This is a genomic window from Vibrio aphrogenes, from assembly GCF_002157735.2.
Lineage (GTDB): Bacteria > Pseudomonadota > Gammaproteobacteria > Enterobacterales > Vibrionaceae > Vibrio > Vibrio aphrogenes.
The window spans coordinates 2176271-2193313 of record NZ_AP018689.1; the positions used below are offsets into that span (position 1 = coordinate 2176271).

Genomic DNA, 17043 nt, shown 5'->3' on the forward strand with positions numbered 1-17043 from the left:
GATAAACACACTATCGAATCAAAACATTTAACGGTATGATGACCGCAAAATTAGCGCCATATTATATTATCGACGGCAATTTATTTATTGAGGTACCATTCTTAGTGCAAAATCGATTATTACCGCTCTTGTTTTTACTCTTAAGCAGCCAAGCTTACAGTGAAGACATCATGATAGAGAGCGAAGTAACCACGCCCAAGGATGATATGGCAATAACGGATCAACTATCTGATAGCAATCAGGCAGAAGAAACGGCTACGCCAAATAATAGTGATTCAGCCTCAACGACCGATGATGCGTCTTTAACCACCAGTAATAAAGAGCCATCATCTTCATCCCAGTCAAACGCACCTTCGACCTCACAAACATCATCACCCGTTGCCTCAGACGAGAAAGACGAGAGCCATGAGAATGAGCGCGACAAAAATCAATCTGTAAGTATCAATGATGACGGTGTCGATGAAGACCTCATTGCTGAGTTATTAGAAGAAGATGCTGAACCGGTAAAAAAGAGCCCTAAAAAAGCCCCACTTAAAAAGAAAGCGGCACCCGCAGCGCCAGCTTCAACTTGGTTTCCCGAAATTGAGTTTGGTTATCGTTCAGAACAAGGTAATGAGGATGAGCGTTCATTAAATACTCGACTCGCTTTATCGTATATTAAAGGGCGCTTGAGAAATACAGGTGAAATAAAGCTGTATTTAAAAAATGAAGATGGCAAAGAAGACGAAAGAGAGCAAACTTATCAATTACAAAGTGACTACAAGATAAGTCCCAAAATGTATATTTATGGAAGCTTTAAAGGCATTGACTCAAAGTACAGTTCGTACTTCCATGATTATACAATTTCAACGGGTCTTGGTTATCAAATCACCAATACTGACAGCTTAAAAGTCGAAACCGAACTCGGTCCAGGTTATCGTTATCAAGAACCCAATACCGATGAAATTGATGATGACGATCCTATTTTCCCTGAGAATGTCGATGAACCTATTATACGAGCAAATTTAACCGCTCAATGGCAGCCTTTTGATAGTATTTCATTTAATTTTGATGGCACTGTGGTCAGCGGTTCAAGCAATACTCGTATCGATACAGAGATCAGCATTCTTAACCACATTACTGAAGATATTTCGTTGAAGATAGCTCAATCTAGGCAACACCTTAGCCGGGTTCCAAACAATCTGAGTAAGACCGATAGTATCTTCACTATCAATATCTTATATTCACCCAAATAGTACACTTACGCACTTTTTATACCGAACACACTAAATCTAGATATAAAAAAACCGACACGAGGTCGGTTTTTTTATTGTGCTTTGGTACTGAAGATTATTCAGCAGCAACAACTTGAAGTTTAACTTCAGCGAATACTTCAGAGTGAAGTTGAACACTGATTTCAAACTCGCCAGTTGTACGTAGTGCACCTTCAGGAAGGCGAACTTCGCTCTTAACAATTTCAACGCCAGCTGCAGTAACTGCATCAGCGATATCACGAGTACCGATAGAACCAAATAGTTTACCTTCGTCACCCGCTTTAGAAGCGATTACAACTGCTTCTAGTGCGTTAACTTTCTCAGCGCGAGCTTGTGCAGCAGCTAGTTGCTCAGCAACTTTAGCTTCTAATTCTGCACGACGTGCTTCGAAAACTTCAACGTTAGCTTTAGTAGCCATAACTGCTTTACCTTGTGGGATAAGGAAGTTACGAGCGTAGCCAGATTTAACGTTAACTTGGTCGCCAAGGTTGCCTAGGTTACCGATTTTATCAAGTAGAATAACTTGCATTATCTTAGTCCTCTTAAACTTAATTAAACTGCTGCCAATTACTGATGTTTGTCAGTGTATGGAAGAAGTGCTAGGTAGCGAGAACGCTTGATAGCGCGAGCTAGTTGACGCTGATATTTAGCACTTGTGCCAGTGATACGGCTAGGTACAATTTTACCAGCTTCAGTGATGTAATTTTTAAGAGTTGCTACGTCTTTGTAATCAATCTCTTGTACGCCTTCTGCAGTGAAACGGCAGAATTTACGACGACGGAAGAAACGAGCCATGGGCTATCTCCTGATCTTAAATTTGAGTAATGTTGTCGGCATGTAAAACCAATTTACCTAAACCATTTCGGCCGGTGTGGTAAGCGACAAAACCGCTTGCCTTGATTTGACTGCCTAAAACTAAATGTTGAGTAAGTGGTTGTGACCCTTGCCCACTCACGACTACCTGCATACGACAATAAACTTGTCTCGGTAAATTCGCTTCTTGTACTGTCGAACGGTGCTCAATACTAAAATGGCAATGGGCAATGCCCGCAGGACTTAGGCTTCTAACCGGAGCTTTCACGACAGTGCCGCTTAACTCCAATCGATTGGTCATCAATTAATTACTCAGCTGCTGCTTCTTCTGACTTAGCTTCAGAACGCTCTTCACGACGAGGTGCGCGTTCTTCACGTGCTTTCATCATGATAGATTGTTCAGTCACTGCAGATTTAGTGCGCATGATCATGTTACGTAGAACTGCATCGTTGAAACGGAAAGCAGTTTCTAACTCATCAATCACAGATTGCTCAGCTTCAACGTTCATAAGAACGTAGTGTGCTTTGTGCAATTTGTTGATTGGGTAAGCCATTTGACGACGGCCCCAATCTTCTAAACGGTGGATAGTACCGCCAGCTTCAGTGATAGTGTTAGTGTAACGCTCGATCATGCCAGCAACTTGCTCGCTTTGATCAGGGTGCACCATGAATACGATTTCGTAATGACGCATGGGTTGCTCCTTACGGATTATTAGCTTCCACATGGGCTCGACCATCCGGAGGAAGCAAGGAACGAAAATATAAAAGGTCGAGATTTCACAGGCGGCGAATTGTATAAGACGTCGCCACAATAGGCAAGGAAAAGATAGAAAAAGAAATGAGGCTCAGATATCGGACGCTTCGCTGTTCGTGACTCGAATAAACAGAGATTCAGGTTGCGAGAGCCGAGTGCGCTACGCTTCGAGTTGCGAGGAAGAGCAAAAGACCGTTGCGGGTTACGTACGCTTCGCTTCGAGTTACAAGCAGCGAAGCGACCGAGACTCGCAACTCGTAACCGCTTTTCGGCTCTCTAGCGCAGCGTCCCCGCATCTCAGCTCTAGCTTTAACCTAAACGCTGACGTACCGCTTCAAATAAACACACACCTGATGCGACAGAAACATTTAAACTAGAAACACTTCCTGACATCGGGATTTTTATTAAATCATCACAGGTTTCACGAGTTAAACGGCGCATACCATCACCTTCAGCCCCCATAACAATCGCTAATGGACCAGTTAATTTGGCTTGGTAGATATCGTGAGTCGCTTCACCTGCCGTGCCAACAAACCAAATACCTTGCTCTTGAAGCGCTCGCATTGTACGAGCCAAATTGGTCACACGAACAAATGGGACGGTTTCCGCGGCACCACAAGCCACTTTGCTAACGGTACCCGTAAGAGGGGCTGATTTATCTTTTGGCACAATCACAGCAGCGACGCCCGCCGCATCGGCATTACGTAGACAAGCACCAAGGTTATGAGGATCCGTCACACCATCTAAGACCAATAGAAGAGGTTGTTCACCTTTTGCTTCACATTGTGCCAAGATGCCATCTAAATCATGCTCATTTAACGCCTTAGCTGGCTTAACTTTAGCAATGATACCTTGGTGATTGGCACCGTTGGCTTTGTTATCCAAGGTTTTACGGTTCATCTGTTGAACAGACACACCGTATTGTTGTAATTGCTGTAAAACCGGCATTAAACGGTCATCTTGACGGCCATTTAATACAAAGGCTTCAACAATACGTGCAGGATCTTTATCTAATACTGCGTTAATGGCATGAATGCCAAAAATAAATTCGTTACTCATTATTTACCTTGCAGGGGTATTCCCTGTCATCGTGATTATTTTTCTTGTTTCATTTTAGCGCGTTTTTTTGCCGAAGGTCTGCTACGTTTAGGCTTAGTACCTGGTGCATTACTCACTTTCGGTTTACGTGCTTTTTTCTTCTTATTTGAATCGGTCTTGCTGTCCGGGCGCTTAGTTGGTTCAACCAATGGCTTAGCCTTTTGTCCCGGCTTATTGGCTTTCACCGCTTTCTTCTTCTGGGTAGCCGCTTTCTTATCCGCATTCGCTGAACGCTTTCTTGCCGTTTTACCCTTCCCTCGAGGCTGACGCGTAGTACTGACGACTTCAAAATCGATCTGGCGATCATCAAGATTGACCGAAAGCACTTTCACCGTCACGCTATCGCCTAAGCGATAAATCAAACCAGAGCTTTCACCAATGAGACGCTGCCCTAACGGATCAAACTGATAGTAATCATTGGCGAGTGATGAAATATGAACTAACCCATCGATATGTAATTCATTCAAACGCACAAAGAAACCAAAGCCGGTTACATTCGCGATCACCCCTTCTAATTCTTCACCGACATGATCTTGCATGTATTCACACTTCAACCAGTCAGAAACATCTCGCGTTGCATCATCCGCACGACGCTCAGTCATCGAACATTGTTCACCATAGTAATCCATATCATCAAATGAATAATGATAACCGCCCGTTGGTGTCCAACGATCGGTATTCACTCCCGCTTGTTTAGCAATTAAGTACTTAATCGCACGGTGCAGTAGTAAATCAGGGTAACGGCGAATTGGTGAAGTAAAGTGTGCGTAACGTTGTAAAGCTAACCCAAAGTGGCCCGCATTATCAGGACTATAGATGGCTTGCTTCATTGAACGTAATAACATCGTTTGGATAAGCTCTTTATCGGCACGTTCACCAATTTGATGCATTAATTGAGCATAATCTGTTGGTGAAGGCTCTAACCCACCATTTAGGGTTAATCCTAACTCAGCTAAGAAATCTTTAAAGCCGGTTAAACGCTCTTCTCCCGGAGTTTCATGAATACGATATAACGCCGCCTCTTTCGCTTTCTCCACAAGAGAGGCCGAAGCAATGTTGGCGAGAATCATACATTCTTCAATGATTTTATGAGCATCATTACGGATCACTGGCTCAATACGATCGATTTTACGTAATTCATTAAAGATAAATTTCGTTTCAACCGTTTCAAACTCAATCGCACCACGTTGTTCACGAGCCACTTTAAGAACATTGTACATGTTGTACAGTTCTTCTAAATCCGGCACTAACGTTTGGTAACGTTCACGCAGCTCTTCATCTCCCTCTAAAATAGCGGAGACTTTGTTATAAGTTAAACGAGCATGTGAGTTCATCACGGCTTCATAATGCTTATAACCCGATAACTTTCCTGAAGCGGAAATGGTCATCTCACACACCATGCACAATCGATCCACTTGTGGATTGAGTGAACATAAGCCATTAGATAAAACTTCCGGTAACATCGGCACCACTTGGGATGGGAAATAAACGGAGTTGCCACGATTAATCGCTTCTTTATCAAGAGCGGTATTCGGTCTTACATAATAGCTGACATCCGCAATAGCGACCCAGAGACGCCAACCGCCACCTTTTTTCGCCTGGCAGTAAACGGCATCATCAAAGTCACGAGCATCTTCACCATCAATCGTGACAAGAGGTAAATCACGAAGATCGACTCGGCCTTCTTTGGCCTCATCGGGTACCTCTTCACCTAAATTCTCTACTTGCTTTTCAACAGCAACCGGCCATTCATTCGGAATTTGATGCGTATGTATCGCAATTTGGATTTCCATACCTGGTGCCATATTTTCACCAAGGACTTCAACAATTTTGCCCATCATGCCACGAGAACGAGTCGCTCGAGCCGTTAGCTCAACCACCACCACATTCCCCATACGAGCTCCAGCACGGAATTCATCAGGAATTAAAATATCTTGGCTAATACGTGAATCATCAGGCACCACAAACGCATGGCCATCTTCTAAGAAGAAACGCCCAACTAAATTGGTTTTTCGTGCTTCAAGGATGCGGACTAAACGCCCTTCCTTACGTCCACGCTTATCCGTTCCATTGGGTTGAACTAAGACATAATCGCCATGGATAACAGTACGCATTTGATGATGAGGTAAAAGTACATCATTATCTTTGCCGACACTGCCTTCAGGTCGGACCCAACCAAAGCCATCACGATGCCCAATGACCGTCCCTTTGATAAGATCGATTTTTTCAGGCAAAGCGTAACATTGACGACGAGTAAAAATTAACTCGCCATCACGCTCCATCGCGCGCAGTCTACGACGTAAACCTTCATACTCTTCTTCACCCTTGAGCTGTAATGCTTCGAACAAATCATTACGATTCATAGGAACATTAGCTTGTTTCAAAAAATCGAGAATAAATTCGCGACTAGGAACTGGGTTGTCGTATTTTTCAGATTCACGTGCTGCGAAAGGATCAATGTGATTATGTTCAGACATGGCATACCTGCTTATGTGAGCAAAGTGTAGGGTAAAATACCCAAGTGGCTTCAAGATGCAGAACTCATAACTATCATGAAGTAACTTAATTATAAGTATATCTGACTGTAGAGCTAAGCTACAGAAATGCTTTAAATTAACAAAAAATTAAACAGGAGTGAGCAATAACAAAAGCTCATCATTACTCTCTAGCATATCAGCAATAGTATATTTATCTAACTCCGCTAAGAACGCTTCTTTAGCCTGTGCAAGAGCCACCTTTAATCGACAAGCCGAGGTGATGTGACAAGATTTTTTTGAACAGTCGATTAACGTTAAAGGCTCCAGATCTCGAATAACGTCTCCGATAATAATCGCTTCCGCAGGCTTGCCAAGGCGAATCCCACCATGCTTACCTCTCACCGCTTTAATGTAACCAAGTTGAGATAATTTATTGATTATTTTAATTAAATGATTCTTAGGAACCTGAAAACGCTCACTGACCGACTGAATATTACTTAATTCGTCTTGTGGTAAAGCGGCTAAGAAAAGAAGTGCTCTTAAACCATAATCAGTAAAGGAAGTCAGTTGCATGATATCTCCATAATTTAATCCTCCCAGTATAAATAGATGATTGACTAAAAGATACATTTTAGATACAACTTAAAGATATATTCCAAATGCAACTTTAAAAGGACATTCTCATGCTCAGCCAAAACACGATCGATATCGTTAAATCAACGGCGCCACTTATCGCTCAAGCGGGTCCATCCTTAACCGCTCATTTCTATGACCGAATGTTTCACCATCACCCCGAACTGAAAGATATTTTTAACTTAACTCATCAAAATACCGGCCGCCAACGTGAAGCTCTTTTCAATGCGGTTTATGGTTATGCCGCCAATATCGATAATATTGAAGTGCTACTGCCTGTCGTCGAAAAGATTGCCCAAAAGCACACCAGCTTTAATATCACCGCAGAGCAATATCAAATTGTTGGTATGCACCTACTTGCCACCATTGATGAACTCATGTCACCAGGTCAAGAAGTACTAGATGCTTGGGCTGAGGCTTATGGTCTGCTTGCAACCGTCTTCATTAATCGAGAAGAAGAAATTTACCAACAGAAAGAGCAACAGATTGGTGGCTGGCGTGGTACCCGTGAATTTACAGTGCTCGAAAAGAAACCGGAAAGTAATGTCATCACTAGTTTTATCCTTGCCCCTACCGATGAGCAACCCGTTGTTGATTATCAACCAGGGCAATACATCGGTGTGTACTTAAACTCAGAGAAACTGGAAAACCAAGAGATCCGTCAATATAGCTTATCCGATGCCCCCAACGGAAAGACTTACCGTATCTCAGTAAAACGTGAAGAAAATGGTGTTGCTTCTAACTTCTTACATGATGAGATCCAAGTTGGGGACCGCTTACAACTGGCTCCTCCTGCTGGGGATTTTTACCTTAACAGTCAACCAAACTCACCGGTGGCATTAATCTCTGCAGGCGTGGGTTTAACACCTATGCTTGCCATGCTAGAAAGCTTGAAAGAGTCACATCAATCCTCTATTTCTTGGTTACACGCTGCCGATAATATTGATCGCCATGGATTTAAAGCTCATTTAGATACACTCACAGAACAGATTGACCATTTAAATCAATATGTTTGGTATAAAGAAGGTCAAGTGGATAATGCTTTTTCTGGATTAATGGATCTCTCTCAAATCCAAGATCACATTGATTGGCAGCGTACTGATTTTTATTTATGTGGTCCCGTCGCTTTCATGCAGCATGTTGCAAAACAACTTGTCGGCTTAAAGGTATCTGAAACCCAAATACATTATGAATGTTTTGGCCCTCATAAAGTCTTGTAATAGTAAGGCGGTTTATTCTAGATATAAAAAAGCCGACCTTACTTAGGTCGGCTTTCATCACTTCACTTTCTTATTCATTACGAATTAAATGGGTGAAGCTTAATAATGGTTTCATTACGATCAGGGCCGGTTGAAATGATATCAACTGGAACCCCTGTTAGATCTTCAATACGTTTAATGTAATCAAGTGCCGCTTGTGGAAGCTCATCAATTGATTTTGCACCAAAGGTATTTTCTGACCAACCTGGCATGGTTTCATAAATTGGCGTTGCTTTTTCAAACTCATCTGCCGCCATCGGAGAAACTTCTGCGACAGAGCCATCTTCCATTTGATAACCAGTACAAATTTTTAGCTCTTCTAAACCATCAAGTACATCCAGCTTAGTTAAACAAAAACCAGAGATTGAGTTGATTTGAATCGCACGGCGCATCGCTACAGCGTCAAACCAACCGGTACGGCGTAAGCGGCCTGTTGTTGCACCGAACTCGTGACCAACGGTGCCTAAATGCTTACCGATAGGATCTTGTTTTTCTAAACCATCGTACAATTCAGTTGGGAATGGACCTGAACCAACACGCGTACAATATGCTTTAGCGATACCAAGAATATAGCCAATATGACGAGGACCAAAACCAGAACCAGCAGCAACACCACCCGCAGTTGTGTTTGAAGAGGTCACGTACGGATAAGTACCATGGTCGATATCCAATAAGGTACCTTGAGCACCTTCAAACATGATTTTATCACCACGTTTACGTGCCGCATCCAACTCATCAGTCACATCAATGACAAGAGACGTTAATAGTTCAGCATATCCTTTTGCTTGCTCAAGAACATCTTCATAGCTCACTTCGTCTACTTTATAGTAGTTCACTAATTGGAAGTTATGATATTCCATCACTTCTTTTAGTTTTTGAGCAAAAGATTCCATATCAAATAAATCACCGACACGTAAACCGCGGCGAGAGACTTTATCTTCATAAGCAGGACCGATACCACGTCCTGTTGTGCCAATCGCTTTTTTCCCACGGGCTAATTCACGAGCCTGATCTAAAGCAATATGGTATGGAAGAATTAGAGGACAAGCTTCTGAAATGTAGAGGCGTTCACGTACTGGAATGCCACGCTCTTCAAGCGGTTTCATTTCGTTTAATAGAGCGTCAGGTGAAAGTACTACGCCATTACCGATAATGCATTTCACATTGTCGCGTAGAATACCTGATGGAATTAAGTGAAGAACGGTTTTTTCACCGTCAATGACTAGTGTATGGCCAGCGTTGTGACCACCTTGATAGCGAACCACATATTTTGCATCTTCAGTTAAAAGGTCAACTATCTTACCTTTACCTTCGTCACCCCATTGGGTGCCCAGAACGACTACGTTATTTCCCATCTTTCCAAGTCTGCCTGCTAGTTAAAAAAGGATTCTAGCATACCCTTATTCTATCTTGCAGTCATTTTTTAGATGATTTTTTATGCAAAGATCTTGGTTAAGAAAAACTCATATTAGGACAAGGTGTTAGCTTAATTTAACATCAAAAGTACGATGATTGCGCCGACAATAATCAACCCCGAACCCAGTGTTTTTAATTGTTTTTCTGGTTGCTGAGCAACGTGACTAATGGCTTCTTTCCAAGCTTTAGGGAACAATGCTGGCCCCATGCCTTCAAAAATAAGTAATAAACCTACCGCAATAATTAATGTGTCCATGCCACTGCTTTGCCTTTTAAAAATTAAGATACTGAACAAAAAACAAAAAAGGCCCATCAAGGGCCTTTTAAAATACCATCGTAACGTTATTTCGCTGTTTTTTGTCCGTGGCTATCATTCATGTATTTGAAGAAGTCACTTTTTGGATCTAAAACTAGCAAATCACTCTTGTTACTGAATGATTTCTCATACGCTTTTAACGAGCGAAGGAAGCTATAAAACTCCGGTGCTTGCTTATAAGCTTGAGAGTAAATAGATGCCGCTTTAGCATCCGCCTCACCACGTGTAACACGTGCAGTTTTATCGGCTTCAGCAAGAATCGTTGCAACTTCTAACTCAGCTTGTGCGCGGATGATCTCGGCTTTTTCACGACCTTGAGAACGATGTTTACGAGCTACTGATTCACGCTCTGCACGCATACGGCGATAGATTGACTCACTGATTTCATCAGGCAAGTTGATTTTCTTCATACGGAAATCAACAATCTCAACACCTAAGTCATTCATTGCACTGCCACGAGTATCTTCCAGCACGTCTTGCATGATTTGATCACGCTCACCTTCAACCTCAAGTGCTTCTTTTGCTGACTCAGGAATCACTTCGCTATCTTCAATGCTATCCACTGCGACAATATCACTACTTGGACCTGAAACGATTTGCTTAATTTCACGAGAACCAATCTCTGAACGAAGCACATCAGTTACTTTACGCTCCAATAAGGTCTCTGCGGTTAAAATGTTACCGCCGCCTGTCGCTAGATAATATTGTCCGAAATCACTAATACGCCATTTCACATAGCTATCAATGATCACGTCTTTTTTCTCTGAAGTAACAAAACGATCTGAGCGTCCATCCATCGTTTGAATACGCGCATCTAATGTTTTTACACTATCAAAGAACGGCATTTTAATATGCAGACCTGGTGGATAGATTTTAGAAACATCATTGGTATCTTTTAAGACACGTCCAAAACGAATCACAATACCACGTTCACCTTCAGGTATAACGAAGACAGACATTAACGTCACCACTATTAAAATGGCAACTAAAGGGATCATTAACTTACGCATGCTTAGAATCTCCCTTGACGTGTAGATGTTGAGTTAGTTTTTGAATCGTCTGACTCACTACTGTTTTTTTGATCCAACTCGATACCATCATAGGTTGGTTGAGATTTATCTTGAGCACGGGTTGTTTCCGTCTTTCTCTGAGAATCCGAAATCAACTTATCAATCGGTAAATACAACATATTTCCTGATGATTCAGAGTCAATCAGTACTTTCGAACTATGAGAGTAGATTTTCTCCATTGAATCTAAGTACAAACGATCACGAGTCACTTTCGGTGCAGCATTGTATTCTGGTAGCAGTTTCTCAAACTGAGCAACTTGACCTAATGCTTCATTCACCGTGCGTTCTGTGTAACCTTGAGCTTCTTTCTTCAAGCGTTCTGCTCGACCAGTTGCTTTCGGTAAGATTTCATTTTTATACGCTTCAGCTTCACGAATGAAACGCTCTTCATCTTCTCGAGCCGCAATCGCATCATCAAATGCATCTTTTACTTGCTCAGGTGGACGAGATGATTGGAAGTTCACATCAACAACGGTTAAGCCCATATCGTACTTATCGATAATTTGGTTCAACGTTTTTTCAGTTTCTTGACGGATAGCTTGACGACCACTGGTCAAAATACTGTCCATCAAAGAGTCCCCGATAACCGCACGTAAAGCAGAATCTGTTGCTTGACGTAAGCTGTCATCAGCATCGGTCACACGGTATAAATATTTATAAGGATCCGAAACACGATACTGAACACCCATTTCAACGGTAACGACGTTTTCATCTTTGGTTAGCATCAAACCAGATGCACGCAAAGAACGAATCGCTTGAACGTTGACAGGAGTCACTTCATCAATAAAGCGTGGACGCCAGTTAAGACCAGGATCAACAATACGTTCATATTTACCTAAACGTAATACCACCCCTCTTTCCGCTTCACCAATGGTGTAAAATCCAGAAAATACCCAAATTAAAATAGCAATAATAACAATGGCACCAAAGCCAATTGCACTGCCGCCGCCCAAAGAAGGGCCTTTACCGCCTTTCTTTCCAAACTTGCCACCTAGTTTCTGGCTGAGTTTGTTGAACACCTCATCCAAGTCAGGTGGACCTTGTTCACGACCACCACGATTATTTTTATTCCCCCAAGGGTCATTATCGCGGCCATTATTGTCGTTATTATTTCCAGGCTCATTCCACGCCATTAGAAAGCTCCATCGTATAGATATGACGTTATACTGTAGCAGTGATGTCTGTGACGATAAAGTCACTCATTACTGCCCCTTCTCTTTTCAATAATCTTAACCAATCAACTTGTTGCATTCGAACATTGATCAGCAAATTACCTTGTTCATCATATTCTTCCGCTTGAATCACATTCATTTGGAAAAATAAGCTGCGTATTCGACCTTGATGTAAAGGTGGGATGCTTAGATGGTATTGAACAATTTGACTGGCCAATCGCTCGCTCAGTGCGGTAAATAGCAAGTCAATGCCTTGTCCTTCCATCGCCGAAACCCAAACGGTACGAGGGTTACCCTCATCGTCACGTTCAATTCTTGGTTTCTGGCCATCCATGTTGTCAATTTTATTCATCACTAGGAGTGATGGCACTTCATGAGCGTCGATCTCTTCAAGTACTTCGTTTACCGCATGAATATTCTCACGAAAACGGTCATCACTTGCATCCACAACATGTAACAAAATGTCAGCTTCTTGTGTTTCTTGCAGTGTCGCTTTGAACGCCGCCACCAGATCATGGGGTAAATGACGAATAAAGCCAACGGTATCGGCAAGAATCGCCGGCCCCACATCTTCCAACTCTATTTTTCTCAACGTAGGATCTAAGGTTGCAAACAGTTGGTCTGCCGCATAAACCCCCGCTTCGGTGATCCGGTTAAATAATGTGGATTTCCCCGCATTGGTATAACCGACTAAAGAAATCGTTGGTATTTCCGCTCGCTGACGTGCTTTACGTCCTTGCTCTCGTTGCTTGGCGACTTTCGCTAAACGACGCAAAATTGCTTTAATGCGTTCACGTAATAAACGTCTATCGGTTTCAAGCTGAGTTTCACCTGGACCACGTAAACCTATCCCGCCTTTTTGACGTTCTAAGTGAGTCCAACCTCGAATTAATCGCGTCGATAAATGACGTAACTGAGCAAGCTCAACTTGTAATTTACCTTCGTGAGTTCGAGCTCGTTGAGCAAATATATCAAGAATTAATCCGGTACGGTCCAATACTCGACACTGGCAAAGATATTCAAGATTTCGTTCTTGGGCAGGACTTAAGGCATGATTAAATATCACGATTTCAGCCCCAACAGCTTTGACTGTATCGGCAATTTCTTGTGCTTTACCGGTTCCGACATAGTATTTGGTATGCGGAGATTGGCGGCTACCTGTTACAACTTGTAGCGATGTGACGCCAGCGGAAGAAACCAGCATTTCAAATTCGCTGAGATCTTCCCACTCACCTTCTTGTGTGAAGTTGACATGAACAAGTACCGCCTGCTCACCGGATTCATAACGGTCAAACAAGCAGCTCGCTCCTTAATGATGATAGTTGATAATTATTAATCTTCAGAATTCTCTTGTTGCGGACGCTCTGTGCGTTCGGCTTGTGGACGTTCAGCCGTATGGTGGCTGACAGCACGTGCAGGCACTACCGTTGAAATGGCATGCTTATAAACCATTTGGTTTACTGTGTTTTTCAATAAGATCACAAACTGATCAAACGATTCAATTTGACCTTGTAGTTTAATTCCATTTACAAGATAAATTGAGACAGGGATGCGTTCACGACGTAGCGCATTCAAGAATGGGTCTTGTAAAGATTGCCCTTTAGCCATTTTATATTCCTTATTTTGTTGTTTATTTTATTATTAGCTAACTTTAGCTCTCTACTTACTTCCAAAAGGGACTTACCGTAGAAAATCAAAAGTACTTACACAAAAAAGCAGTGCCAGCCCTTAACCTTGAAATTGAAGACTTCATGATTAAGTTATGCATCAACGAATGAATTCATTCGACTGCTAAAGATTCTTTTAATTCAACAATTTCAACCTTGAAATTGTTGATAATGCTAACCCAATTACAGTATATACCTAAACACAAGAGTCGTGCTCATCTTGCTCAGGCGATACTCATCTCTCAGACTACCGTTAAATTTGCTATTCAATCAAGGCTCATTTCAATCTCATTTGAGACAATAGCAAAAGCAGAATCAATATCTTCGCTATCTAACCAAGTTAAATCACCCCAGCTTCTTAACCAAGTAATTTGTCGCTTAGCTAATTGCCTAGTTGCACAAATGCCACGAAACACTGCCTCGTCCAATGTACCATTACCATCTAAATATTCCCACACCTGTCGATATCCCACACAACGGATAGAAGGCAGATCAAGATGTAGATCACCTCTTGCTCGCAATGCTTTGACTTCTTGTTCAAAGCCGGCGGCCATCATTTTCTCAAATCGTAATTCAATTCGACGATGTAATTCAGAACGCTCTTTCGGCATGATAGCAAATTGCTTTACGTTATAAGGTAAAGGCTCCCCCTTTTGCTCTGTTAATTCAGTCAGAGTTTTCCCGGAGATACGATACACTTCTAATGCTCGAGATAAACGTTGAGGATCATTAGGATGAATACGTTGTGCCGACACAGGATCAATGTCGCTTAATTCTTTATGGAGCGCTTCCCACCCTTTTTCAATGGCTTCTTGTTCAATTTGTTGACGAATATCGGGATCAGCTGCAGGTAATGGTGATAAACCTTCTAATAACGCCTTGTAATAAAGCATGGTGCCGCCAACAAGTAGCGGGATCTTACCTTGCGAAACAATCTCATCCATGTGTTGTAAAGCATCACGACGAAAATCAGCCGCAGAGTAAGCTTCGCTAGGATCAAGAATATCAATCAAGCGATGAGGCGCTTGGGCTTGCTCTCGTGCATCTGGTTTCGCCGTACCAATATCCATTCCCTTATAAATTAAAGCAGAATCAACACTGATGATTTCTACAGGGTATTGTTGTCTCAAACGAATCGCTAAATCCGTTTTCCCCGACGCGGTTGGGCCCATAAGAAAAAGAGCTAAAGATTGTGTTGATGTCATGATTGAAGCGCCAAAATTGATGATGAAAAGTCCACAGGTTGGATCCAGTTATACGAGTTCAAAGGTAGATGACTCCCCCATATTTGTTCAATATCAGAAACCAATTGAATCGCTTCAGATAAACAATAACGAGGCTTTGTGACTACGATCTTGCGTGTTATCCATGGTGTGATCAAGCTTAGATCGGTATTTTGTTGTAATTTAAGCTCACTCAATAAATCTGGGATCAATTGTTGTAAGTTTTGTTGCCTTAAAGGTTGAGGAACGCCCATCACCATAAAGGTATTTTTTCCTTTAATTTGCAACTCAATGCCAAGTTGCGCCAACAAAGAGGCTTGCTCTTTTATCACACAAGCATCCTCTGGCAACATAGGCAAACTTAAGGGAACCAACAAAGGCTGAGTTTTCAATGATTCTCCATTGTTTAACCTTAATTGTCCTTCGACTCTAATGCGTTCAGCCTTGTGTAAATCCAGCAAATGGCAACCTTGTGGGGATTGCATCAACAAAAAGATCTCTTCAATAATGGCTAACGATTTGCCTAACGTCACCAGCTCAAATGTCTCTTGTTGAGAAGACTCCGATATTTGAGGAGGCGTCCTCATGGTGTCATTTGTGGTTTGAAAGGCCAAGTCGAGTGACTCTCGTGGTTCAAAAAGTGCGCGATAAGCTTCGGTCTGTTTTTTTTGTACAACTTCAGAAGGTCGAGACGGTGCTCGGTAAGTGGGTCGAGCTGCAGCTTGATGTCGAGTTGCATCCCAAGCTTGTTTACGCTGATCAGCATAATGCTCTGTTGATGCAGTCGTGACTGATTCTTGTATCGTGTGCGTTTCATCATCCGAGCGGTTTGGAGTGGCATAAGCTGACTTTGCAACCGCAGGGGTTGTCAATTCAATACTCTGTGCTAAAGCATCACTCAAGGCTTGATAAATAAAATCATGCACCAAGCGAGCCTGATGAAAGCGAACTTCATGCTTAGCTGGGTGTACGTTAACATCCACTTGATGTGGATCGACTTCAATAAATAGCACATAAGAGGCAAACTGCTCAGGCCTTAATGCATTTTCGTAACTTTGACGAATGGCGTGATTAATCAATTTATCTCGCATCATTCGACCATTAACGTAGCAATACTGTAAATCGCTTTGGCTTCTCGCTCCTTCTGGCGTAGTGATCCAACCGGTCAACTTCAAATCATCATGTGATAACTGAATGCTCACCGCATGCTCCATAAAGCCTGAACCACACACAGCAGACACACGTTTTTCTACTTGAACATCCGTTTTTGCGGCTCGATACTGACGGATCACTTTGCCATTATGTCTTAAGGTAATAGAGACCGAAAAACAACTTAATGCAATGCGTTTGAGTAATTCATCGATATGAGTAAATTCTGTTTTTTCTGTTCTTAAAAACTTACGCCGAGCTGGTGTATTAAAAAATAAATCAACGACTTCCACTGTTGTGCCAACAGGATGAGCAGCAGGTGTTAATTGAACAGCCATATCTCGGCCTTCAGCATAAGCAGACCAAGCTTCCGATTGAGTTGCTGTGCGAGAGGTTAAGGTTAAACGCGACACTGAGCTAATACTCGCCAGAGCTTCGCCACGAAAACCTAAACTTAAAATAGCTTCAAGATCATCAAGAGAGTGAATTTTTGAGGTGGCATGACGACTCAGAGCTAAACCTAATTCGTCTTTTTCTATCCCGGAACCATTATCACGCACACGGATCAGTTTACTGCCACCTTTTTCAATATCGACATCAATTCGAGTGGCGCCTGAATCAATACTATTTTCGACTAACTCTTTCACCACTGATGCCGGACGTTCAACCACTTCACCGGCTGCAATTTGGTTCGCTAATCGAGCGGGTAAAATTTTTATTGTCATAACGTTACTACACCAGTG

General features: G+C 42.2%; 17 protein-coding genes. 2 read left to right on the forward strand and 15 right to left on the reverse strand.

What is annotated here, in order from left to right; genetic code table 11:
- Positions 1-35: 35 nt before the first annotated feature.
- Positions 36-1235: a DUF481 domain-containing protein gene (locus VCA1004_RS09875; RefSeq protein WP_232012591.1), complete on the forward strand. Its 1200-nt coding sequence runs from the start codon at positions 36-38 to the stop codon at positions 1233-1235.
- Between the two features lie 94 nt (positions 1236-1329).
- Here VCA1004_RS09875 and rplI read toward each other — a convergent pair whose 3' ends face one another.
- The 7 genes from rplI to nsrR form a co-directional block, all read right to left on the reverse strand.
- Positions 1330-1782, reverse strand: a complete 453-nt coding sequence (rplI, locus tag VCA1004_RS09880) for a 50S ribosomal protein L9 (protein ID WP_086981607.1) — start codon at positions 1780-1782, stop codon at positions 1330-1332.
- A gap of 38 nt (positions 1783-1820) precedes the next feature.
- Positions 1821-2048 carry a 30S ribosomal protein S18 gene (gene rpsR, locus VCA1004_RS09885; RefSeq protein WP_000090472.1) on the reverse strand — a complete coding sequence of 76 codons (228 nt, stop codon included), beginning with the start codon at positions 2046-2048 and terminating at the stop codon, positions 1821-1823.
- Between the two features lie 16 nt (positions 2049-2064).
- Entirely contained in the window at positions 2065-2367 is a 303-nt protein-coding gene (priB, locus tag VCA1004_RS09890) for a primosomal replication protein N (protein ID WP_086981608.1), read from the reverse strand.
- 7 nt (positions 2368-2374) lie between these two features.
- Positions 2375-2758 (reverse strand): 30S ribosomal protein S6, encoded by a 384-nt coding sequence (gene rpsF / locus VCA1004_RS09895; RefSeq protein ID WP_086981609.1) that lies wholly within the window; start codon positions 2756-2758, stop codon positions 2375-2377.
- Positions 2759-3129: 371 nt separating this feature from the next.
- Positions 3130-3879 carry a 23S rRNA (guanosine(2251)-2'-O)-methyltransferase RlmB gene (gene rlmB / locus VCA1004_RS09900; RefSeq protein ID WP_086981610.1) on the reverse strand — a complete coding sequence of 250 codons (750 nt, stop codon included), beginning with the start codon at positions 3877-3879 and terminating at the stop codon, positions 3130-3132.
- A 35-nt stretch (positions 3880-3914) separates the two neighbouring features.
- A complete protein-coding gene (gene rnr, locus VCA1004_RS09905; protein ID WP_086981611.1) occupies positions 3915-6395 on the reverse strand; it encodes a ribonuclease R in 2481 nt (826 codons plus the stop codon).
- 147 nt (positions 6396-6542) lie between these two features.
- Positions 6543-6968: a nitric oxide-sensing transcriptional repressor NsrR gene (gene nsrR / locus VCA1004_RS09910; protein ID WP_086981612.1), complete on the reverse strand. Its 426-nt coding sequence runs from the start codon at positions 6966-6968 to the stop codon at positions 6543-6545.
- Between the two features lie 110 nt (positions 6969-7078).
- Between nsrR and hmpA the strand changes: the two genes are divergently transcribed.
- Positions 7079-8248 (forward strand): NO-inducible flavohemoprotein, encoded by a 1170-nt coding sequence (gene hmpA / locus VCA1004_RS09915; protein ID WP_086981613.1) that lies wholly within the window; start codon positions 7079-7081, stop codon positions 8246-8248.
- 77 nt (positions 8249-8325) lie between these two features.
- Here the strand turns inward: hmpA and VCA1004_RS09920 are convergent, their stop codons facing one another.
- The 8 genes from VCA1004_RS09920 to mutL all read right to left on the reverse strand — a co-directional run bounded on the left by VCA1004_RS09920 (position 8326) and on the right by mutL (position 17025).
- Entirely contained in the window at positions 8326-9642 is a 1317-nt protein-coding gene (locus VCA1004_RS09920) for an adenylosuccinate synthase (protein WP_086981614.1), read from the reverse strand.
- Positions 9643-9773: 131 nt separating this feature from the next.
- Positions 9774-9959, reverse strand: a complete 186-nt coding sequence (locus VCA1004_RS09925) for a DUF2065 domain-containing protein (protein ID WP_232012592.1) — start codon at positions 9957-9959, stop codon at positions 9774-9776.
- 86 nt (positions 9960-10045) lie between these two features.
- Positions 10046-11029 carry a protease modulator HflC gene (gene hflC / locus VCA1004_RS09930; protein ID WP_086981615.1) on the reverse strand — a complete coding sequence of 328 codons (984 nt, stop codon included), beginning with the start codon at positions 11027-11029 and terminating at the stop codon, positions 10046-10048.
- A gap of 2 nt (positions 11030-11031) precedes the next feature.
- A complete protein-coding gene (gene hflK / locus VCA1004_RS09935; protein WP_086981616.1) occupies positions 11032-12222 on the reverse strand; it encodes an FtsH protease activity modulator HflK in 1191 nt (396 codons plus the stop codon).
- Positions 12223-12250: 28 nt separating this feature from the next.
- A complete protein-coding gene (gene hflX / locus VCA1004_RS09940) occupies positions 12251-13558 on the reverse strand; it encodes a ribosome rescue GTPase HflX (protein ID WP_086981617.1) in 1308 nt (435 codons plus the stop codon).
- Positions 13559-13593: 35 nt separating this feature from the next.
- Complete coding sequence (gene hfq / locus VCA1004_RS09945; RefSeq protein ID WP_086981618.1) at positions 13594-13869, reverse strand: RNA chaperone Hfq; 276 nt, start codon at positions 13867-13869, stop codon at positions 13594-13596.
- A gap of 325 nt (positions 13870-14194) precedes the next feature.
- Positions 14195-15133, reverse strand: coding sequence for a tRNA (adenosine(37)-N6)-dimethylallyltransferase MiaA (miaA, locus tag VCA1004_RS09950; protein WP_086981619.1), 939 nt, complete (start codon positions 15131-15133; stop codon positions 14195-14197).
- The gene (gene mutL, locus VCA1004_RS09955; RefSeq protein ID WP_086981620.1) at positions 15130-17025 is read right to left on the reverse strand and encodes a DNA mismatch repair endonuclease MutL; all 1896 of its coding nucleotides are present in this window, start codon (positions 17023-17025) and stop codon (positions 15130-15132) included. The genes miaA and mutL overlap by 4 nt, the downstream gene beginning before the upstream one ends.
- Positions 17026-17043 lie beyond the last annotated feature (18 nt).

Bases quoted from the DNA above. Each gene is read 5' to 3' on its own strand.
- VCA1004_RS09875 (WP_232012591.1), top strand. From the start codon at position 36: ATGATGACCGCAAAATTAGCGCCATATTATATTATCGACGGCAATTTA.
- rplI (WP_086981607.1), bottom strand. From the start codon at position 1,782: ATGCAAGTTATTCTACTTGATAAAATCGGTAACCTAGGCAACCTTGGC.
- rpsR (WP_000090472.1), bottom strand. From the start codon at position 2,048: ATGGCTCGTTTCTTCCGTCGTCGTAAATTCTGCCGTTTCACTGCAGAA.
- priB (WP_086981608.1), bottom strand. From the start codon at position 2,367: ATGACCAATCGATTGGAGTTAAGCGGCACTGTCGTGAAAGCTCCGGTT.
- rpsF (WP_086981609.1), bottom strand. From the start codon at position 2,758: ATGCGTCATTACGAAATCGTATTCATGGTGCACCCTGATCAAAGCGAG.
- rlmB (WP_086981610.1), bottom strand. From the start codon at position 3,879: ATGAGTAACGAATTTATTTTTGGCATTCATGCCATTAACGCAGTATTA.
- rnr (WP_086981611.1), bottom strand. From the start codon at position 6,395: ATGTCTGAACATAATCACATTGATCCTTTCGCAGCACGTGAATCTGAA.
- nsrR (WP_086981612.1), bottom strand. From the start codon at position 6,968: ATGCAACTGACTTCCTTTACTGATTATGGTTTAAGAGCACTTCTTTTC.
- hmpA (WP_086981613.1), top strand. From the start codon at position 7,079: ATGCTCAGCCAAAACACGATCGATATCGTTAAATCAACGGCGCCACTT.
- VCA1004_RS09920 (WP_086981614.1), bottom strand. From the start codon at position 9,642: ATGGGAAATAACGTAGTCGTTCTGGGCACCCAATGGGGTGACGAAGGT.
- VCA1004_RS09925 (WP_232012592.1), bottom strand. From the start codon at position 9,959: ATGGACACATTAATTATTGCGGTAGGTTTATTACTTATTTTTGAAGGC.
- hflC (WP_086981615.1), bottom strand. From the start codon at position 11,029: ATGCGTAAGTTAATGATCCCTTTAGTTGCCATTTTAATAGTGGTGACG.
- hflK (WP_086981616.1), bottom strand. From the start codon at position 12,222: ATGGCGTGGAATGAGCCTGGAAATAATAACGACAATAATGGCCGCGAT.
- hfq (WP_086981618.1), bottom strand. From the start codon at position 13,869: ATGGCTAAAGGGCAATCTTTACAAGACCCATTCTTGAATGCGCTACGT.
- miaA (WP_086981619.1), bottom strand. From the start codon at position 15,133: ATGACATCAACACAATCTTTAGCTCTTTTTCTTATGGGCCCAACCGCG.
- mutL (WP_086981620.1), bottom strand. From the start codon at position 17,025: ATGACAATAAAAATTTTACCCGCTCGATTAGCGAACCAAATTGCAGCC.